General features: G+C 51.2%; 16 protein-coding genes. 9 read left to right on the top strand and 7 right to left on the bottom strand.

Annotated elements, in window-relative coordinates; all coding sequences use genetic code 11:
* Positions 1-361: 361 nt before the first annotated feature.
* Together BMX58_RS05255 and BMX58_RS05250 are read right to left on the bottom strand one after the other, a co-directional pair.
* Positions 362-1870 (bottom strand): PTS transporter subunit EIIC, encoded by a 1509-nt coding sequence (locus tag BMX58_RS05255; RefSeq protein WP_068622674.1) that lies wholly within the window; start codon positions 1868-1870, stop codon positions 362-364.
* A 12-nt stretch (positions 1871-1882) separates the two neighbouring features.
* Positions 1883-2572 (bottom strand): N-acetylmannosamine-6-phosphate 2-epimerase, encoded by a 690-nt coding sequence (locus tag BMX58_RS05250; protein ID WP_068622675.1) that lies wholly within the window; start codon positions 2570-2572, stop codon positions 1883-1885.
* Between the two features lie 146 nt (positions 2573-2718).
* On the opposite strand from BMX58_RS05250, the gene BMX58_RS05245 reads away from it, so the two are divergent.
* The 9 genes from BMX58_RS05245 (at position 2719) to BMX58_RS05205 (ending at position 14642) form a co-directional block, all read left to right on the top strand.
* Positions 2719-3537 (top strand): MurR/RpiR family transcriptional regulator, encoded by an 819-nt coding sequence (locus BMX58_RS05245; RefSeq protein ID WP_068622676.1) that lies wholly within the window; start codon positions 2719-2721, stop codon positions 3535-3537.
* A gap of 251 nt (positions 3538-3788) precedes the next feature.
* Positions 3789-5171 carry an MATE family efflux transporter gene (locus BMX58_RS05240; protein ID WP_068622677.1) on the top strand — a complete coding sequence of 461 codons (1383 nt, stop codon included), beginning with the start codon at positions 3789-3791 and terminating at the stop codon, positions 5169-5171.
* A 149-nt stretch (positions 5172-5320) separates the two neighbouring features.
* Positions 5321-6652 carry a CHAD domain-containing protein gene (locus BMX58_RS05235; protein WP_068622678.1) on the top strand — a complete coding sequence of 444 codons (1332 nt, stop codon included), beginning with the start codon at positions 5321-5323 and terminating at the stop codon, positions 6650-6652.
* A gap of 776 nt (positions 6653-7428) precedes the next feature.
* A complete protein-coding gene (locus tag BMX58_RS05230; protein ID WP_068622763.1) occupies positions 7429-8397 on the top strand; it encodes a LacI family DNA-binding transcriptional regulator in 969 nt (322 codons plus the stop codon).
* A gap of 228 nt (positions 8398-8625) precedes the next feature.
* The gene (locus tag BMX58_RS05225; RefSeq protein WP_068622679.1) at positions 8626-9567 is read left to right on the top strand and encodes an ABC transporter permease; all 942 of its coding nucleotides are present in this window, start codon (positions 8626-8628) and stop codon (positions 9565-9567) included.
* A 13-nt stretch (positions 9568-9580) separates the two neighbouring features.
* Positions 9581-10462 carry a carbohydrate ABC transporter permease gene (locus BMX58_RS05220; RefSeq protein ID WP_068622680.1) on the top strand — a complete coding sequence of 294 codons (882 nt, stop codon included), beginning with the start codon at positions 9581-9583 and terminating at the stop codon, positions 10460-10462.
* Between the two features lie 45 nt (positions 10463-10507).
* Entirely contained in the window at positions 10508-12121 is a 1614-nt protein-coding gene (locus tag BMX58_RS05215; RefSeq protein WP_068622681.1) for an ABC transporter substrate-binding protein, read from the top strand.
* A gap of 30 nt (positions 12122-12151) precedes the next feature.
* The gene (locus BMX58_RS05210) at positions 12152-13642 is read left to right on the top strand and encodes a glycoside hydrolase family 32 protein (RefSeq protein WP_239420543.1); all 1491 of its coding nucleotides are present in this window, start codon (positions 12152-12154) and stop codon (positions 13640-13642) included.
* A 49-nt stretch (positions 13643-13691) separates the two neighbouring features.
* The gene (locus BMX58_RS05205) at positions 13692-14642 is read left to right on the top strand and encodes a carbohydrate kinase family protein (RefSeq protein ID WP_068622682.1); all 951 of its coding nucleotides are present in this window, start codon (positions 13692-13694) and stop codon (positions 14640-14642) included.
* 561 nt (positions 14643-15203) lie between these two features.
* Here BMX58_RS05205 and ftsH read toward each other — a convergent pair.
* The 5 genes from ftsH to BMX58_RS05180 form a co-directional block, all read right to left on the bottom strand.
* Positions 15204-17087: an ATP-dependent zinc metalloprotease FtsH gene (ftsH, locus tag BMX58_RS05200; RefSeq protein WP_068622683.1), complete on the bottom strand. Its 1884-nt coding sequence runs from the start codon at positions 17085-17087 to the stop codon at positions 15204-15206.
* 10 nt (positions 17088-17097) lie between these two features.
* Complete coding sequence (locus tag BMX58_RS05195) at positions 17098-17553, bottom strand: MarR family winged helix-turn-helix transcriptional regulator (protein ID WP_068622684.1); 456 nt, start codon at positions 17551-17553, stop codon at positions 17098-17100.
* A gap of 674 nt (positions 17554-18227) precedes the next feature.
* Positions 18228-19397, bottom strand: coding sequence for a MalY/PatB family protein (locus BMX58_RS05190; RefSeq protein WP_068622685.1), 1170 nt, complete (start codon positions 19395-19397; stop codon positions 18228-18230).
* 50 nt (positions 19398-19447) lie between these two features.
* Positions 19448-19855 (bottom strand): hypothetical protein, encoded by a 408-nt coding sequence (locus tag BMX58_RS05185; RefSeq protein ID WP_068622686.1) that lies wholly within the window; start codon positions 19853-19855, stop codon positions 19448-19450.
* On the bottom strand, positions 19842-20066 hold the full coding sequence (locus tag BMX58_RS05180; RefSeq protein WP_068622687.1) for a helix-turn-helix transcriptional regulator: 225 nt from the start codon (positions 20064-20066) through the stop codon (positions 19842-19844). The genes BMX58_RS05185 and BMX58_RS05180 overlap by 14 nt, the downstream gene beginning before the upstream one ends.
* Between the last annotated feature and the right edge of the window lie 95 nt (positions 20067-20161).

Below are 20161 nucleotides of genomic sequence, written 5' to 3'. Positions count from 1 at the left end.
GAAATTCATCCGAAGGACAGAACAATGGCTGAACCGCAGAATCAGACAACTTATCCTCAAACGTTGGAAAAGGACACGCACGAAGATTAACAGACTAATCAAGCTTGGTCTCGATAAAGACAGCGCCAAGCGCATCGGGTTCTCCAGAAAGAAATACTGGAGGCTTTCCAAAACGCCTGAAGTTCATCGGGCTCTTACAACGAAAAGACTCCACCAATGGGGCCTAACGCCATTAAGCCATCTGGTAGAGTCTGCTTACTTAAGATATTGAACCGCCGTGTACGGAACCGTACGCACGGTGGTGTGAGAGGTCGGAGCCTGTTGGCTCCTCCTACTCGATTGTGGTTAAAAATTAGTCGATTCAGTCTTCTGTCCCTAAAATTTGATTAATCTCTTGGGACAGCAAATCTGCCTTGCCGCCGAATACGGCTTGGATGCCGCCTTGAACTTCGAAAACAGCAGTTGCTCCGAGATTCTTGATGGAAGTTTTATCTACTATCGAACCGTCCTTCACAGAAACACGCAAACGGGTTGCACAAGCAGTGACGGATTCGATATTCGCTTCCTTTCCTAATGCTTCAATGATGGTATTCGCTTCATCGTTCAACGTGGAGGCCTTGCCGGAAGACGTGACATGAACGTTTGCATCAGCTTCTGACTCATCCATACCAGGAACCATTACTTTGAATTTCGTGATCAGGAAGCGGAATACGAAGTAATAAATCAATGCCCAAACGATGCCGACCGGGATTACCCACACCCAGTTTGTTTTGGCGTTGCCCTGCAGCGGACCGAACAGGAAGAAGTCGATCAACCCACCGGAGAAAGTGTTCCCGATGCGGATGCTCAACAAGTCAGCAACGAAGAAGGAAACACCGTCAAGGAAGGCATGGACCACATACAGCCAAGGTGCGACGAACAAGAACATATATTCAAGTGGTTCGGTAATACCGGTCAAGAATGAAGTCAGAGCACTACTGAAATACAGACCGCCATTGGCTTTGCGGTTCTGCTTCGGAATGGAGTGGTACATCGCCAAAGAAGCAGCCGGCAAACCGAACATCATTGTAGCGAAACGACCTGCGAAGAAGCGCGTTCCGTAAGTGAAAAGACCTGTATGGTTCGGATCGGCCAATTGCGCGAAGAAGATGTTTTGGGCACCAGCAATGGTTTCACCCGCTACAACTTCGCTTCCGCCCAAAGAGCTATACCAGAACAGCGGATAAATTGTATGGTGCAAACCGACCGCGCCTGTCAAACGAAGCAAAAATCCATATAAAAAGGTTCCGAAACTGCCCATAGCTGCAATGGCAGTGCCGGCGGATGTCAGTGCGCCTTGGATAGGTGGCCAAATCAGGTAAAAAAATGCCCCAAGAATGATAGCTGTAAAGGATGCTACAATCGGAATAAAACGCGAGCCTCCAAAGAAACCCAAAAACTGCGGCAATTCGATTTTACGATAACGATTATGCAGGAAGGCAACGGTACTTCCGACTGCTATTGAACCAACTACCCCAGTGTCGATCGAAGCGCCTTCTGCGGAAAATAATTGCAGAAAACCACTGATGGTTGCGACGAAAACAACGTAACCCACACCGCCGGCCAAACCAGCAGTTCCTTTATCGCCGTTCGCGAGACCGACAGCGACCCCGATGGTGAAGATGAGCGCTAAATTGGCAAAGACGGCATTTCCGGCAAAACTCATGATGCTCAGGATCGTCTGCAGCCAGTTGATGTCAAGGAAGGGATAGGCCGCCAGCGTGCTTGGATTGGTCAATGCGCCACCGAAACCAAGCAAGAGGCCCGCAGCAGGTAAAATGGCGATCGGGAGCATCATGGCTCTTCCGATTTGCGAGAATTTTTTAAACATGATCTTCACTCCTTATTTTAAGTTATCGATGAAACGTTTCGTTATTTCTTTTGGCCGTGTGATGGCACCTCCTACCACGATTCCCACAACACCCAGAGCCTGGATTGTTTTGGCTTGTTCAGGCGTATGGATTTTGCCTTCGGCGATGACATCCACACCGGCTTCGACCAGTTTTTTTATCAAGGCGATATCCGGTCCATCCTGTTTGATGCTTTCCTCCGTGTAACCACTGAGAGTCGTGCCGACAAAATCGATGCCTTCCTTGAAAGCATTAAGGCCTTCCTCAAAAGTGGCAATATCCGCCATGAACAACTGATCGGGATATTTTTCCTTGATTTCTTTGATGAAGGCATTGATCGTTTTGCCATCGTAGCGTTCCCGCAACGTGCAATCCAAGGCAATGACTTCCACACCCGTTTCGACCAATTCATCGACTTCCTTCATGGTAGCCGTAATGAATGGGGCTTGAGGAGGGTAATCCCGTTTGATGATCCCGATGATCGGTAAATCAACCTTTTCCTGAATTTGCCGGATGTCCCGTACCGATTCAGCGCGAATGCCGACTGCACCAGCTTGTTCAGCCGCAAGGGCCATCAAAGGCATAATGCCGCCTTCTTCCGTGTATAAAGGTTCTCCTGGTTGCGCTTGACAAGAAACAATGATGCCGCCACGGATTTGCTTTATGAATGCTTCCTTATTCATGGATATTTCCTCCGTTATTCATTTTATTATGGAGTTTAACTCCGCAAAGAGAATATAGCATACGCTTTCATGATTGTAAATAGGGAATTTGCATTTTAAAAAGTTCGTGTATAATGAGAGGCATAAACATGAAAAGGACTGACTTTATGGGACTAGCTCACCTGATCCAAGAAAAATACCACGTATTGACGAAATCCGAGAAACGGATTGCCGATTACTTGCTTGAAAAAAAAGAACAAGCCGTGTATCAGACAATGAAGGATGTCACCGAAGCGGTGAAGGTAGGGGATGCTACCCTTATCCGCTTTTCCCAAAAGCTTGGGTTTAATGGTTTTTCTGACTTGAAAATCGCCATCGCCAAGGAGGAATTCACCAGTCAGTACGAAGGTGATAACGACCAGCAATTTTACGACCGGATTTTGGAAAACCAAATCAAAGTTTTGGAATCGACTAGGCAGTTGCTCGATCCGGAAGTGGTCCTGCAAGCAATCGAAGCCATCACCAAGGCAAAACGGATCTACATCATCGGCGTCGGTTCGAGCGGTTTATCGGCGGCTTCATTGGAAAAAATGTTGCTCCGGGTTGGAGTGCATGCAAACCACATTGTTGATCCGCATTTTCAAGCTCATGCTTTAGCCTTGCTGGGACCGGAAGATCTCGTGATCTGTTTCTCTTTGAGCGGCCGTACCAAGGATATCCACGATTCTTTGAAAATAGCCAAAGAAAACCGTACACCGATCATCGCCATCACCAATTTCAAATCCTCGCCGATAGCGGAATTGGGCGATATTGTCCTGCAGACCGCCAATGAGGAATTTTTTGATGGCGGATCGTTGGCCGGGAAAATTTCGCAATTGTACATTTCCGAGACGCTGGTTCGAGGATATGAAATAAAGAATAAAATTGAAACCGTCGAATTGCGGGAAAAGGTGTTGCGATCCATCATCGATAAAATATTGGATTGATTTTGCAGCGGCAATAGCCGCTCTTTCCTACTGCAAACGGAGAGGACGCGGGGCCGTAGTATAATTATATTATGTCAGGGCACGCGATTTCTGCCTGAATGAAAAGGGGTGGGCCGTTTATGCAATTTTGTTGAAAGGAAATTTTTGAGCAGAATAGTTGTGCAAAAATATGCTATACTGAAAGGAAGAATGCTGGTGGGCAAGCGATTGTTCGGTTTCTTGATCAGCGAACGAGTCGTAGGGGGTTGGGTATGGGTGAAGAGAAGCAAACGGACATCAAGCAGCTGAAAAGTCCGATAAATAAAGAAATCATGAACATCGCATGGCCGGTTCTGATCGAACTGGTCCTGAGTTCGTTGTTCGGGATGATCAACATGATGATGCTGGGGAACATCGCGGACCATGCCTATGCCGCAGCGGCCGTTTCGGCGGTCGGGGTGACGAACCAGCCGCTGTTCCTCGGCTTGGCCGTGGTCCAGGCGCTGAATGTCGGCGGCACAGCCTTGATTGCGCGTTATTTCGGAGCCGGCAAGCACGACCGGATGGAGAACGTCATGAAACATGTCATGATCATCAGCATGATCCTTTCCGCCCCATTGGCCCTGGCAGCCTTTGCCTACTCCGATCAAATCATGGCCTTCATGGGTGCGCAGCCCGATACAGTCGAAGTCGGGAGGCTCTATTTCCGTATCACCTGCATCAGCTACCTGCTGCAATCCTTCAACTTCAGTATTTCCGGATCTCTGCGCGGGATCGGTGAAACGCAGATTCCGATGGGCGTGAACCTGCGCGCGAACTTCCTGAACGTCGGCGGCAATGCCTTGTTGATCTACGGACTCTTCGGCGTGCCGGCTTTCGGCATCGAAGGCGCCGCCATCTCGACCGTTATCGCCAACATGGTGGCCTGCTTCCTGCTGATCCGCTACCTGCGCTCCGGCAAGAGCAAGCTGAACTTTTCCTTCGCGCACCCATTTCATTTTTCGATGAAAACAATGAAGAGCCTGGCGAAAATCGGACTGCCGTCAGCGTTGGAACAATTGGCGCTGCGGTCCGGGATGATCCTCTTCATCCAGATCGTGTCGGGTCTGGGGACGGTCGTCTTTGCAGCCCACAATATCGGCATGAACATCCTGACGTTGTCCTTCACATTGGGCCAGGCTTTCGGGATCGCAGCTTCGTCCTTAGTCGGCAGGGCCTTGGGCGCCGGCGATGCGAAGTTGGCCGAAAACTATGCTTCAAGGACCGCAAAAATCGGCAGTCTCTGGGGTGCGATCCTCGGAGCGGCGTTCTTCTTCGGCGCGGAGTATATCGTCAGCTTCTATTCCAGCGATCCGGAAATCATCCGGAATGCGGCGATCGCCATCCGGGTGGCGGCCATCACCCAGCCCTTCCAGTCGCATCAGCTGATCGTCGCAGGTTCGCTGCGCGGGGCAGGGGACACGGTTTTTCCATTGATTTCGACATTCTTCGGTATCCTGATCATCCGCGTAGCCGCCGCGACTTTCTTCGTTCAGGTGCTCGGGTTGGGCATCTTGGGTGCTTGGCTGGCCGTTATGCTGGATCAGATCATCCGCTGGTTCCTGATCGCGATGCGTTTCCGCTCAGGCAAATGGAAAAGGATGAAGCTGGCCTGAATAAATTTTGATTCCTCCTCTTTCTGCTAAGAGGGGGATTTTTTGCACATGCATAGCCGAATAAATGGTATAATAGCTGATGAGAGAACGGTTACATTCTTTATCCGATAGCCGTTAATATGAGGCCAAAATAGAGGAGGACGAGCACTATGGGAGGACAACTGATACTGATCCGGCATGGAAGCGCGGAAGAACGCACACCGGAGGGGGATGACTTCTACCGGGAACTGACGGAGGCAGGAGCTGAGGAGCTGGCTGCGTTTCTGCCTGATATCGCACCCCTTTTGACCAAAAAGGGCAATCTGAAAATATGGACGAGCCCGCTGATCAGGGCGCGTCAGACGGCCGAATTGGTGGCGAAGGCTGCCGCTGTCGAAGAAATCCAATACAAGGAATTTTTGGGAACAGGTGATTACGCAGCCTTCAGTGAAGTCTTGGCTCAAGAAGCGGATGGCTTCACTTTGGCGCTTGTCGGGCATGAACCTTATATGGGCCTTTGGACGAAGGAATTGATCGGCGCCGCCATCCCGTTCAAAAAAGGGGCGGCCGCTTTCTTTACGATCGATCTGACTGCTGATCCTGTCGGAAAGCTGGAATGGCTGCAGGCTCCGGGGGAATCTGCACATCGCAAACACGAAGAAGCCGACGATTGCAGTCCGTGCGATGGCGAAAATACGGTGTACGCCGGCATCATCAGGGAACAGATGGCAGGCGTGCAGCATGCCTATGCCGCCTATCAGCAGGATCCCGTCGAACCGGAATCGGCGCATGCTTTGCGGGTGGCAATCCGCCAGTTGCGGGCTTTGCTGAACTTCAACAAAGCGAACGGCGAAGAAAAATATTACCGCGAAGCAGGCGAAGACTGGCGCGAAATCGCGACGACGTTCGGGTATCTGCGCGAACTGGATGTGCTGATGGATGAATGCCGTGAACTGCGCGGACTGTATCCGGAAATGCTGGCCGAGGATGCGCAAGTGCTGACTTGGCTGAAGGAAGAACGCCAAGCCGAACAGGCCAGCATTCATGATCTGATCGCAAGCGGCGCTTTGACTGAACGCATCCTTGATGCCGAGGCGGCAACGTCCCAGTTCCTGAAATCAATCCAGCTGGATGACATCCAACAGAAAAAGGCCGCAATCAAAAAAATCGACAAAATGAAAAAACGGCTGCTGCGCAAGTGGGAAGAAGTCGATTTCTCCAACCACGAACAGACCCACAGCCTGCGCATCAACGCCAAAAAACTGCGCTATGCCGCGACCTATCTTGCTCCGATCATCGGGGAAAAGGACAAGACAGTCATCAAGGAAATGAAAAAAATCCAGACCGGCCTCGGGACACTCTGCGATTTGGACATCAACGGGCACTTGCTGTTGGAGATGGCCGACAAGACCGATGATTCCGAACTGCAGAGCCACTTCAGAACGCTGAGCGAACATCAATTCCGGCGCCGGGAAGCGATACTGAACGACGAGGAAGATTGAACAGGAGAAAAACCGCACCCGTACCGGCTTCCGGTGGGTGCGGTTTTTGTTGCAATACAAGGAAAGTATATAATTTTTTGTACTCAAAAGTGCATCACCGTAGGTGTTTCACAAGTTTTCAGAATGTTCCATGCATCCTAAAATGATGTCCAGCTTCACGGGTTAGCCCTTCGGAAATTATTTATGAAGGAACCCCTTGTCTCTGCGAGCCAAGGATACTGTTCGACTTGTCATGGTTCTGGTCATCTTTGATGACTTAGAAACATGATACAACTGACCGGTACGGTCACGTTGATTCCTTTGCCTTGGAAGTCTCTTAACATATTGCGCTCTTCGATGCTCAGTTGCATGGACCGATTTCCTAAATTGTCATGACTCTTGCGATTTCAATCGCTTTTGAGAGCGGGACAGAACGCGTTTAGCTCCAGACCACTTCACGAACAATGCTCGAATGGCTACAGGCTATTCGAGCATTGTTCGTGAAGTGGAGCCAGGGGCTGCGTCCTGTCCCGCTTTTACGCACACTACGTTCGGATGCACAAAAAGGCTGGGAGTTTTGTCCCAGCCGCAGTGAGGCCCGCTGATGTCGCACTGTGACATCAGCGTACTTGACCGACTAGGTCACAGTGTATCCTTAATTCAGGGCTGAACGAACCCGTTCCGCATTTCTCACTTTGCAGGCTGGAAAACTGGTTCTATACTTATTTTGCCGACTCTGCTATCATGATAATTAGATTGTAAGTGTATACAGGAGAGGAGGCAATCTATTGGCAACGATGAAAGATGTAGCTGCATTAGCGCGGGTCGGCGTGGGCACCGTTTCCCGGGTACTGAATGATTCCGGAGCCGTAAAGGAATCGACGCGCCGAAAAGTGGAAGCGGCCATGAAGGAATTGAACTATATTCCCAATGCCTACGCCCGCGGATTGAAGATGAACAAAACCAACACGATCGCGTTGATCATCCCGACGATCTGGCACCCGTTTTTTTCGGAATTCGCCTATTATGTCGAGCGGAACTTGTCCGAACATAAATACAAAATGCTGCTGTGCAACTCTGATGTCAGCAATGAAAAGGAACTGGAATATATCCAGATGGTTCAAGAAAACAAAGTGGACGGCATCATCGGCATTACCTATTCGGATTTGGATAATTTCGTTTCGTCGCACTTGCCTTTCGTTACCATCGATCGTCACTTCAAAGAAGAAACGGTTTGCGTCACTTCGGACAATTTTTTGGCGGGCCGACTGGCGGTGGAGCAACTCATTGAGAAGGGCTGCAAAAAATTAGGCTACATCGGCACGCATTCGCGCTTCCCGAGTGAGACGACAAAGCGCAGAGATGGATTCGAGGACCAGGCGGGACGCATGGAGATTCCTTACGCCATTTTCGATGGGGAAGACCCAGTGGTGGCATTCAAGCAGGAAATCCGCGCCTTTTTCGAAGCAAATCCCGATGTGGATGGCGTGTTTGCGCACACGGATTTCATCGCACTGGATATTCTGGAAGTGCTGGACGAAATGAAGCGTAAAGTTCCAGAGGAAGTGCAGATCATCGGCTGTGACGGCATCAAAATGGAAGCCGGGCGCAGACAGATCGTCTCGACCATCCGACAGCCGGTCGACCTGATGGCCAAAGAGGCAGTCGAAAAAATCATCCAGGTGATCGACGGCGAGCCCGTCAAAACGAAGATCGTTTTGCCTGTGCAGTACGTTGAAGGACCGACAACGAAAAACAGTTTTTAAAATAATCTGTTTCGGGTATTGACAGAAAACGGTTACTGAATTATTATGTGGATATAGAAAAAACATATTTTTTTGAAGCAAAGTGGAAACGTTTCAATTTTTAAAGCGAGCGTTTCCCTGCTTTTGAAGCAAAGTGGAAACGTTTCAATTCCAAGTTTGGACGTTCCCGGATTTTTTTGTCCTAAAGTGGAAACGTTTCAATTTTCAAAAGGAGGAGTTAGATCAGTCATGAAAAAAAGCCAGAAAAGCAAGCCCAAAAGAAGCACACAATCCAAATGGGAATTCATCAAACAGCACAGAATGCTCTACTATATGCTGGTGCCGGGACTGCTGCTCACGTTAGTGTTCAAATATTTTCCGATGTACGGCATCCTCTTGGCTTTCAAGGATTACAATCCGCTGCGCGGCATCATCGGGAGCGAGTGGGTGGGCGTTGAAAATTTTGTGCAGTTCATCGATTCGCCGAACTTCAGCATGCTGCTGGAGAACACGCTCAAAATCAGCATCTACGGACTCATCCTGGGATTCTTCCCGCCGATCATTTTGGCACTGTCACTGAATCACCTCATCAGCACAAAATGGAAGAAACGTTTCCAGCTGATCCTGTACGCGCCAAACTTCATTTCCTTGGTCATCATCGTCGGGATGCTGTTCATGTTCCTTGCGGCGGACGGACCGATCAACGGCTTTATCGAAAGCATCACCGGTTCACGCATCACCTTCATGACCGACCCGGCCTATTTCCGGACGCTGTACATCCTGTCCGGCATCTGGCAAGGGATGGGCTGGGCATCGGTCCTCTACACAGCCACACTGGCCAATGTCAGCCAGGACCTGATCGACGCGGCCCACATGGACGGCGCCAACATCCTGTACCGCATCTGGTACATCGACCTGCCGGCGATCCGCCCGATCATGGTCATCCAGTTCATCCTTTCCGTCGGCGGCATCATGAATGTCGGCTACGAGAAAGCTTTCCTGATGCAGACATCGATGAACCTGCCCGTTTCGGAAATCATCTCGACCTACGTCTACAAAGTCGGTCTGCAGATGGGGGACTACGGCTATTCAACCGCAGTCGGGTTATTCAATACCGTCATCAATATCATCCTGCTGCTTGCTGTGAACACCATAGCAAATAAAGTAAGCACTGATGACGCGGCATTATAGAGAGGAGAACAAAATGATAACGTTGACAAAATTTGACCGCGGCGTCCTGCTGCTGAACCGCATCCTGATCGGTATTCTCGTGCTGATCACCTTATTGCCGCTGCTGTATGTCCTGATCGCTTCCTTCATGGATCCTTTCATCCTCCGCTCGCAAGGCTTGAGCCTGAATCCTGCGAACTGGAGTCTGGACGGCTACCAAAGGGTTCTGCAGGATCCGGCGATCGTCCGGGGCTTCCTGAATTCGATTTTCTATTCCTTCACCTACAGCGCGCTGACGGTGGCAGTATCCATCCTGACTGCTTACCCTTTGTCCAAAAAGAAACTGATCGGCAAACGCCCGATCACGCTTTTCCTGATGATCACGATGTTCATCGGCGGCGGGTTGGTTCCGACCTATCTGTTGGTGAAGAACCTGGGCATGCTGAATACGGTCTGGGCCATCATCCTGCCCGGTTCGATCAATGTCTGGAACATCATCCTGGCGCGGACGTACTTCCAGCAGTTGCCGACCGAGCTGGAAGAGGCAGCCATCATCGATGGCGCCAATGAAATGCAGATATTCTTCAAAATCATGCTGCCGCTGGCGAAACCGATCATCTTCGTGCTGTTCCTCTACGCTTTTGTGGGGCAGTGGAATTCCTACTTCGACGCCATGATCTACCTGAACGATGCGGATCTGCAGCCGCTGCAAATCGTGCTGCGAAAAATACTGATCCAAAACCAACCGCAACAAGACATGATCGGATCCGCCACCCAGATGGCCGAAATGGCGCAGTTGGCCGAACTGATCAAATATTCGACAATCGTCATTTCCAGCTTGCCGCTTCTGGTGATGTATCCATTCTTCCAGAAGTACTTCGACAAAGGCATGATGGCGGGTTCACTCAAAGGCTAGGCAATACGCAACACAAAATAAAAGCAATATAAAGGAGCAAAAAAAATGAGAGCAAAATACCTTGGCACAGCATTATTATCCACAGCAACAATCTTGACGTTGGCGGCATGCGGGTCTTCCGATGGAGCTTCTTCACCTGATTACGAATTGACGGATGTGACCTTGCCTTTGGAGGAGACGGTCACCCTGAAGATGTCCACTTCCAGCTCCCCATTGGCACCGGCCGATCCGAATGAAAAACTCATCTTCCAGCGTTTGGAAGAGCAGTCCGGCGTCCATGTCGAATGGAAGAACTATTCTTCCGACTACATCGAAAAACGGAATCTGGACATTTCCAGCGGCGACCTGCCTGACGCCATGTGGAACGCCGGCGCCAGCGACTACGATCTGCTTTCCTGGGCGGAGGATGGTGTCATCATCCCGTTGGAAGACCTGATCAATGAACACATGCCTAATTTCAAAAAAGTATTGGACGAAAACCCGGAATATTTGGCCATGATCACAGCGCCTGATGGACATATCTATTCCTTGCCATGGATCGAAGAATTGGGTCAGGATAAAGAATCCATCCATACCGTGAATGATATCCCATGGATCAATGTCGATTGGCTGGAAGCGTTGGGCTTGGAGATGCCGCAGACGACCGACGAATTAATGGTTGTCTTGGAAGCGTTCAAGACCCAGGATCCGAACGGCAATGGCGAAGCGGATGAAATCCCGATGTCCTTCATCAACGACGGCGGGAATGAAGACATGAAATTCCTCTTCGGCGCATTCGGCATCGGCGACAACGATGATCACTTGGTAGTCAATGATGACGGCACGATCGATTTCACGGCCGACAACGAAGAATTCAAGAACGGCGTTTCTTACTTCAATGAACTGTACAACAAAGGTCTGCTCGATGTGGAGGCTTTCGAGCAAGATTGGAATGCCTATATCGCGAAAGGGAAAGAACAACTGTACGGCGTTTACTTCACTTGGGATAAAGCCAACGTATCCGGCATGAACGATTCCTATGAACCGCTGCCTGCTTTGGCCGGACCAAGCGGGGAAAAACATGTTACCCGCACGAACGGCTTCGGCTTCAGCCGCGATCGCTTCGTCATCACCAGCGCCAACAAAAACCTGGAATTGACCGCGAAATGGGCCGATCAAATGTACGTGCCGATCCAATCCGTGCAGAACAACTGGGGCACTTACGGGGACGAAACGCAACAGAACATCTTTGAATACGTGGAAGCGACCAATTCGCTGAAACACCTGCCGTTGGAAGGCACAGCACCGGGCGAATTGCGCCAAAAAACCGAAGCTGGCGGACCGTTGGCGATTTTGGATGAATACTACGGAACTGTGACGACGATGCCTGATGATGCGCAATGGCGCTTAGATATCTTCAAAGACACTTATTTGGCCGATGTCCACAATCAATTCAACTACCCACGCGTATTCCTGTCGTTGGAACAGGCTGACCGGATTGCTCAGATCGAGGCCGACTTGATGCCGTTCGTCAACAGAAAACGGGCGGAATGGATCGCCAACGGCAAGGTTGCCGAGGAATGGGATGCCTACAAAGCGGAGTTGGATCGTTTAGGATTGGAAGAATGGCTGCAGATCAAACAGGAAGCTTACGATACTTACTTGTCGAACAATAAATAATAATCAGAAAAACAAGAAATGAGGGATAGCGTGAACAACCAAAGTCAAGTGGACTATTCAACAGATCGGGCCGACCGATACATCGCAAAAAATAAAGGAACAGTGGATCCGCAATACCGGAATCACTATCATGCATCCCCGCCAGTGGGCTGGATGAACGATCCGAACGGGTTCGTGCAGTTCCAGGGAGCGTACCACCTGTTTTACCAGTTTCATCCTTATGATGCGAAATGGGGTCCCATGCATTGGGGCCACATGCGCTCAGCGGATCTGATCCATTGGGAGGAATTGCCGGTTGCGTTGGCGCCGGATCAGGACTACGACCGCTTCGGCTGCTTTTCCGGAAGCGCCATCGAGAAGGACGGAAAACTGTATCTGCTCTACACAGGCGTGACGGCGGATGATCAAGGCGTACATCACCAATTGCAATGCCTGGCGGTATCGGAGGACGGCCTGCACTTCGAGAAAGTGCAGCAAAATCCGGTCATTGCGACCGAAGCTTTGCCGGAAGGGGCCTCTTTGGTCGATTTCCGGGATCCGAAGGTTTTCGAAAAGGACGGCATGTACTATGCCGTCATCGCATCCAAATCCGCTGAAGAGACGGGGCAGATTCTGCTGTACCAATCCGAAGATTTGCTGCAGTGGGAATTCGCATCGGTCTTCCTGAAAGGCAACAAAGAGCAGGGCGTCATGTGGGAATGCCCGGATTACTTCCATTTGGACGGCAAGGATTGCCTGATCTTTTCACCAATGCAATGGCCGCAGGACGGGGATGACTATCAGAACCTGAACTCGTCGGTCCTGGCGGTCGGCAAGGTGGATTGGGCAACGAAGCAGTTCCATCCGGAAAGTTACCAGGAAATGGATCACGGTTTGGATTATTATGCGCCGCAAACGTTAGTGGATGATGCAGGCAGAAGGATCTGCATCGCCTGGATGCAGATGTGGGGCCGGGACTTCCCGACCGATACGCTGGGCCACGGCTGGACGGGCTCGATGACGATCGCACGCGAGCTGAAATGGGTCGATGGCGCATTGAAGCAATACCCGATCGGCATCGCAAACAAGAGCGCTAATGCTTCAGGAGTCAGCACCACGATCGAAGATGCCAAAGCGACGATTCCCGGCATCGAAGGGGATTGCGGCTTGCTGCAACTGAAAGTTGATGTGTCTGATTTGGAAAAACTGTCCATCCATCTCCGCGAAAACGAGAAAGAAAGAACCGTCGTGCATTATGACAAAGTGAAGAATGAGTTGGGCATCGATCGCTCCGCCAGCGGTATCGTGCTGAAAGGCGAGGAAGCGACCCTTCCCGTCAGCCGCAAACTCGTGTTGCCGGGCGAGCGGACGCACCTCGAACTAGCCATCTACCTGGACCACTCATCGGTTGAAGTGTTCGAAAGGAACGGCGAAGCGGCCATGACCGCAAACGTGTATCCGACCGAGACGGCGACAGGCATTTCCTTTGAAGTCAGCGGCAAAGCGGTATTTACGGAAGCGACATTTACACAATTCGTCTGATCGGAAAGCCGGTTCAGCGGAAGAAAAAAAGCAGCAGGAAGGAGACGTTATGCGGAGAGTCTACACAATCGGAGAACTATTGATTGATTTTTTCCCGAATGAAATCGGGGTGCCCCTGAAAGAGGTTTCCGGGTTCACGAAGCAACCGGGAGGCGCACCGGCAAATGTGGCCGTTACGGTCAGCCGTTTGGGCGGAAAGGCGAGCTTCATCGGCAAATTGGGCCAGGATGCCTTCGGGGATTATCTGGCCGATGTGCTTGAGCAGAACCAGGTGGACAGCAGTCACCTGTTCAGGACCGCCGAAGCGAATACGGCGCTGGCGTTCGTGTCGCTGCAGGAAAACGGGGAGCGCGAATTCAGTTTCTACCGCAATCCCAGCGCGGACATGCTGCTGGACAAGGAAGAGCTGCGTGATGTTGTTTTCACCTCTGAAGACATCCTGCATTTTTGCTCGGTCGATCTGATCGAAGCACCCGTGAAATATGCGCACCTGGAAGCTCTGGAGAAAATGAAGCAGGCAGGCGGGACGATTGTTTTCGATCCGAATGTCCGCTTGAACCTCTGGCCGGATCCGGAAATGCTGAAGCGGACGATCCAGGAATTCCTGTCGTATGCCGATATCCTGAAAATCAGTGATGATGAATTGGCATTCATAACCGGCTTGGATTCGGAAGAGGCCGGCATCGCGCAATTGCTTGAGGCCGGACCGGCACTGCTGATCTACACGAAAGGCAGCAAGGGAGCGGATCTGTACTTCAAAGGCGAGCAAGCCAGCGTCGCGGGTGTCCGCGTCAAAGCGGTCGACACGACAGGGGCAGGCGACTCGTTCATCGGGGCTTTCCTCTATCAGATCGCCCAGCAAACGGAGTGGCAAGACTGCAGCTTGGATCAGATCCGCGAGATGGGCGTTTTCGCCAATCGGGTGGCGGCGTTGGTGACGACGCGTCCCGGCGGCATGCAGTCCATCCCGACCTTGCAGGAAGTGCAGAATTTGACATGATGGAATAAGAACAGCCAGGAGTGCCTGAAACAGAGGGCATCCCTGGCTGTTCTTGTTTGTGGAAGGATCCAATTAAGTTAGTTATAGGTTTTCCGAGCAGAATCGGCTGGCTGAATGTCGACAGTTGCATGATCTCTCGACAATCAGCGACACCGTCCTGGGCTGAAGCCCGACAGAAGGGCGATCTGTCGGGTGTTTTGTGGTTTCCGGTGATCGGATTGTCGACAACTGCGTGATCTCTCGACATTCCGGAACACCGTCCTGGGCCGAAGCCCGACAGAAGGACGATCTGTCGGGTGTTTTGCGTTTTTCGGTATCTGATATGTCGACAACTGCGTGATCTCTCGACATTCCGAGACACCGTCCTCGGCCGAAGCCCGACAAAAGAGCAATCTGTCAGGTTCGTTGTGGTTTCCGGTATTCGTTCTGTCGACAGAAGCGGGATCTCTCGACATTCCGGAACACCGTCCTGAGCCGAAGCCCGACGAGGTACCCTAAAATCCCCGGAAAAAGCCAGGAAAAACAAAAAAGAGCCGCATAAAGCGGCTCGATTCCGATGCATTAGTTTTCCAATATCTTCATGAATTCCGCCCCGGTGATGGTCTCTTCGACCAGCAGGTAGTGCGACAACTCATGCAGCTTCTGGTTGTTTTCGTTCAATATCGCAATGGCTTTTTCATGGGCCTGCTTGATGATGTCCAGCACTTCGCGGTCGACCTGCTCGGCCATGCCGGCGGAGACGTTCATGGAAGTGTCGCCGCCCAGATATTTGTTGGTCTGGGTTTCGATCTGCATCATGTCGAACGTATCGCTCATCCCGTAGCGCGTGATCATTGCGCGCGCCATCCGGGTCATCTGCTCGATGTCGTTCGAGGCTCCGGTCGTGATGCTGCCGAAGACAATCTCCTCGGCGGCGCGACCGCCCGCCAGCGTCACGATTTTGTTGAAGAGTTCCTGCTTCGTCATCAGCGATTTCTCGCCTTCCTCGATCTGCATCGTATAACCCAACGCACCCGAAGTACGCGGAATGATCGTGATTTTGTGGACCGGCGCCGATTCCGTCTGCTTCGCCGCGACCAACGCATGGCCGATTTCATGGTAAGAAACGATTTCCTTTTCTTTCGGAGAAATGACCGCATTCTTGCGCTGGTACCCAGCAATGACAGTCTCCACTGACTCCTCCAGATCGTTTTGCGTAACGGAGGTGCGGCCTTCGCGGACGGCCCGCAGACCGCCTTCGTTGATGATGTTGGCCAATTCGGCACCGGAAGCACCGGATGTGGCGCGGGCGATCGTATTGTAATCGATGGCCGGATCCATTTTGTATTTCTTAGCATGCACTTTCAGGATGGCTTCGCGTCCTGCCAAGTCAGGCAGTTCGACCGGTACGCGACGGTCGAAACGGCCCGGGCGCAGAAGGGCAGCGTCAAGGGATTCCGGACGGTTGGTGGCGGCCAGGATGACGACGCCTTTGTTGGCTTCAAAGCCGTCCATTTCCGCCAGCAACTGGTTCAACGTCTGCTCACGCTCATCGTTCCCGCCGCCGTAGCCGCCGCTGTCGCGCTTCTTGCCGATCGTGTCGATTTCGTCGATGAAGACGATGCAGGGCGCTTTTTCGTTGGCTTCCTTGAAGAGGTCGCGGACTTTGGCGGCACCGCGGCCGACGAACATTTCGACGAATTCGGAACCGGAAATGCTGAAGAAGGGCACATCGGCTTCGCCGGCGACTGCCCGGGCCAACAAGGTTTTACCGGTTCCGGGAGGTCCGACCAGCAAGATGCCTTTCGGATTCTGCGCGCCGATGTCCTGGTATTTCTTCGGTTGGTGCAGGTAATCGACGATTTCGCTCAACGCTTCCTTGGCTTCGTCCTGCCCGGCGACATCCTTGAAGGTCTTGGCGTCATCGCCGGCCTTCACATAGACTTTGGCGTTCGACTTGCCGAATGACAGCGCGCCACCGGCTCCGCCGCCCATCCGTTTTGTCATCTGTTTCGCCAACAGGTTGCCCATGCCCCAGAAGAGCAGCAGCGGCAAGACCCACGAGACCAGAAGCGAAACGATCGGCGAGGCTTCGGTCGGGATGTCCTTGCTGAAGGTCACGTCGGCTTCCTCCAGACGGGTGACGAGGGTCGGATCCTCGATGATGCCTGTGACGTAGACTTGTTTGTCGCCCGCGTCATCGGTCGCGACGAAGGTGATCTGGGTGTCCTCCAGCTTCACTTCGGATACGTCCCCGCCGTTCACTTGGTCCAGGAAGGTGCTGTACGTCACTTCCTCCACGCTCCGGTTCATGTAGCTCGGCAAGGCGAAATAGTTCAGGAACATCAGCACGCTCAATGCCATCAGCAAGTAATAAGCGGTCCTTCTGCGGTTGTCGGGGTTTTCGCTGTTCAGATTTAGATTTAGATTCCATTTTCGGTTGTTTTTATTTTTATCATCTGCCATTTATATTAATTCAATCCTCTCTTTGTTGTGCGTTCATTTCTTCGATCAATGCTTTTAACTCCTTGATGCCGGCCACGATTTTTTCGAGCCGTTCCTCGGACACGTCCTCCATCAGCAAGCAGTACTTGCTCTCGATGTCCCGCTCCATTTGCTGAAGGATTTTGGCTCCTTCAGGCGAGAGCTTCAGGGTGATGAAACGTTCGTCGTCCGCGCGCCGTTCGCGAGTCAGATAGCCTAGCTGTTCCAGCTTTTTGCAGATGGTCGAGACATTGCCATTGTTCATGTCCATCACCTTAGCCAACTGGTTGAGTGACAGATCTTCGCTCAAATTCACTTCCATCAGAATCCGCAATTGCAGCGGCGTGATGCAGTAGTCTTTTGCGACCGGACATATCACGGTATCCTTGGAAACTTGGATGGTCCGCAGCAGATCCCAAATCTCTTTTTTCAAAAAATCAATTTTCATTTTGGAAATCCGCTCCTTTGCCGGATAATAGTTGTGATGTAAAACTATTCTAAATCAAAACTGATTTCTGTGCAAGCGGTTCAACTTTTCTTAAGCAAATCGTAAAGATTGTCCGGCTATGGAAATGTTGTGAACCTACTATAGAGCGAGTGTGTGAAGAAATGATGAAGATGCTTGAAAGTATTTGATAAGAAACGGGTGTGGGGTGTGCACGCTCGCCGCTCGCCGGAGGACAGCGGCCGGACGCGGCATCAGCTCCGGCGAGGGGATGCCGGCCGGAGGAACGCGCACCGAAGATGGCCCAGGTCCGATGAGGCCCGCTTCCCCGGAGAAGAGCATTCAGAATGCGGGGCGAACTCCGGCAAGGCCGGCGTTCACCGGAGGAAAGGACAAAGCAGCCGCTTGCCGGAGGACAGCGGCTGGACGGGGGCATCAGCTCCGGGGAGAGGATGCCGTCCGGAGGAGCGCGCACCAAAGATAGCCCCACCTCCGGGGATGTCCGCTTCCCCGGAGAAGAGAATTCGGAATGCGGGGCGAACTCCGGCGAAGCCTGCGTTCACCGGAGGAAACCACAAAGCAGCCGCTCGCTTGCCGCGGCCATAAATACCCAAACACAAAAAACGCACGCAAATGCTGCAGCGGGACACCCCGCGCGCTTGCGTGCGACAAAACATTCATTCTGCATATTGCTGATAGAAATCCCGGAACTTATCGAGAGCCTCGCCGAGGAAACCGCGGCTGGTTGCGCAATTCAAACGGATATGGTTACCGTAATCCGCCACAAAACGGCTTCCGGTCTCCACAAGGACACCCGTTTGCTGCGCCAATTCCAAAACAAACCGGTCGACATCGGTGACTTTGTTCAAGCTGATCCAGACCAGAAAGCCCGTGTCCGGGCGTATCCATTCCAACTCCAGACCGTCAAAACGTTCTTCCACCAGCTCCAGATTCCCTTTCAGATAAGCAATCAGCTCGGCATGCCAATCGCGGCCGTGTTTGTAGACATCCGCGATGAAGGCCATGCCGGCGCGGTTGATGGTGATGTGGAAGCGGGCCAGTTCACGCTGATAGGCTGCCAGCAGCACCGGATCCCGGATGATCACATAGGAGGCCGTCAACCCGGACAAATTGAAGGTTTTGTTCGGTGAACTGGCCACGATGATGCCTTCGTATTCCTCCATGAATGCAATCAGCGAAACGAACGGTTTTTCCGAGAGGTTCAGTTCGCCGTGGATTTCGTCGGAAAGGAGCGTGACACCGTGCTTTTTGCAGATCTGGACGACTGCCTGCAGCTCCTCATAGGACCATATCCGGCCGGAAGGGTTGTGCGGGTTGCAGAAGAGCAGCGTCCCGACATTTTGGGCCACGATCTCCTGTTCGATCCGCTCGAAATCAATCCGGTAGGCGCTATCCGCCTCCAGCAACGGTACGGTCACCATTCCGCCGAAATGCGTCGCGATATCCTTGAAGACGCCGTAGACCGGCGTCAGCAGCATGATCGGCTGGCCGTTGCTGACGAGGTCGGCTGCGAAATGCATCGAAGCGATCGTCCCGTTCGCTGGAACAATCCAGTCTTTTTCGATCGGTGTCTCCAACTTATCCCGGTACCAGGCCTGGATATTGTCATAGAAGCTGTCCAGCACATCGAAATATCCGAAGTCACCGGTCTCGATGAATGCATGGAAAGCTCGCATCACCGCTTCATCCTGGCGGAAATCCATGTCGGCGATGAACAGGGGATAGATGTCCTCCCGAGCTGTTTTGAAACGGCGCTGGATATAATCTTTATCCCATTTTTTCGATCCGTTTCCGCGCCTGTCCAAGGGGCTGTCAAATGTAGTCATTAGAATCCACTCTTTTCTGTATATGGTGATTGATCTAAAATTAATTGTTTTTAATATCTGAAGCGATTAGCGTATCGAAGCAGTCCATAAATAAAAAGTCCGACTATTGTCCCACTGATCAAAGCCAATATCAGATGGACTTGTAGCATTGCAAAATAGAAAAAAATAGTCGTGAGAAGAAAAACACCCAAGCTAATGAAAGTAATTTTTTTGTGGGTCATTTTTTCCTTGTCCTCCATAGGACCACTGACGTTCACGGATAGAACAACTAGCGTGTAAGCACCAATCATGAAGATTGCCCAAAGCGGATTACCATAATTAAAGACACCGCTTGTATCCTGTGATTTCATAACTTGATAAGCCAGAAAAATCATGATCGTTAAGTTTTGAACTGCCCAAGCAATGCGTATGTTCATTAAATTCCTCAGGATAAGTCGTTCATCTTTAATTTTTTTCATCTTCTGTTTCTCCTTCCGATTGTTCGATCCAAAAAACGTCATCCAATGTTTTGTTGAGGGCATAGCAAATTTTTAGACAGAGTTTGAGCGAAGGGTTGTACTCGTATTTTTCTATAAGACTTAAGGTTTGCCTTGTAATCCCCGCATAGTCTGCAAGTTCTTTTTGTGAAAGGTTTTTCTCTGTTCTGAATTTTTTCACATAATTTTCCACTTGACAGTCTCCTTACTGTGTAATATATATGTTCCTTATACGTAAATTATATATTACTTTTTCTGTTTGTAAAGTCATTTCAAAAGACCTCTCAT

The sequence above is a fragment of the Trichococcus ilyis genome (assembly GCF_900109135.1).
GTDB lineage: Bacteria > Bacillota > Bacilli > Lactobacillales > Aerococcaceae > Trichococcus > Trichococcus ilyis.
Note: the sequence above shows the minus strand (reverse complement) of the source record. Positions and strands in the feature narration are given on the sequence as shown.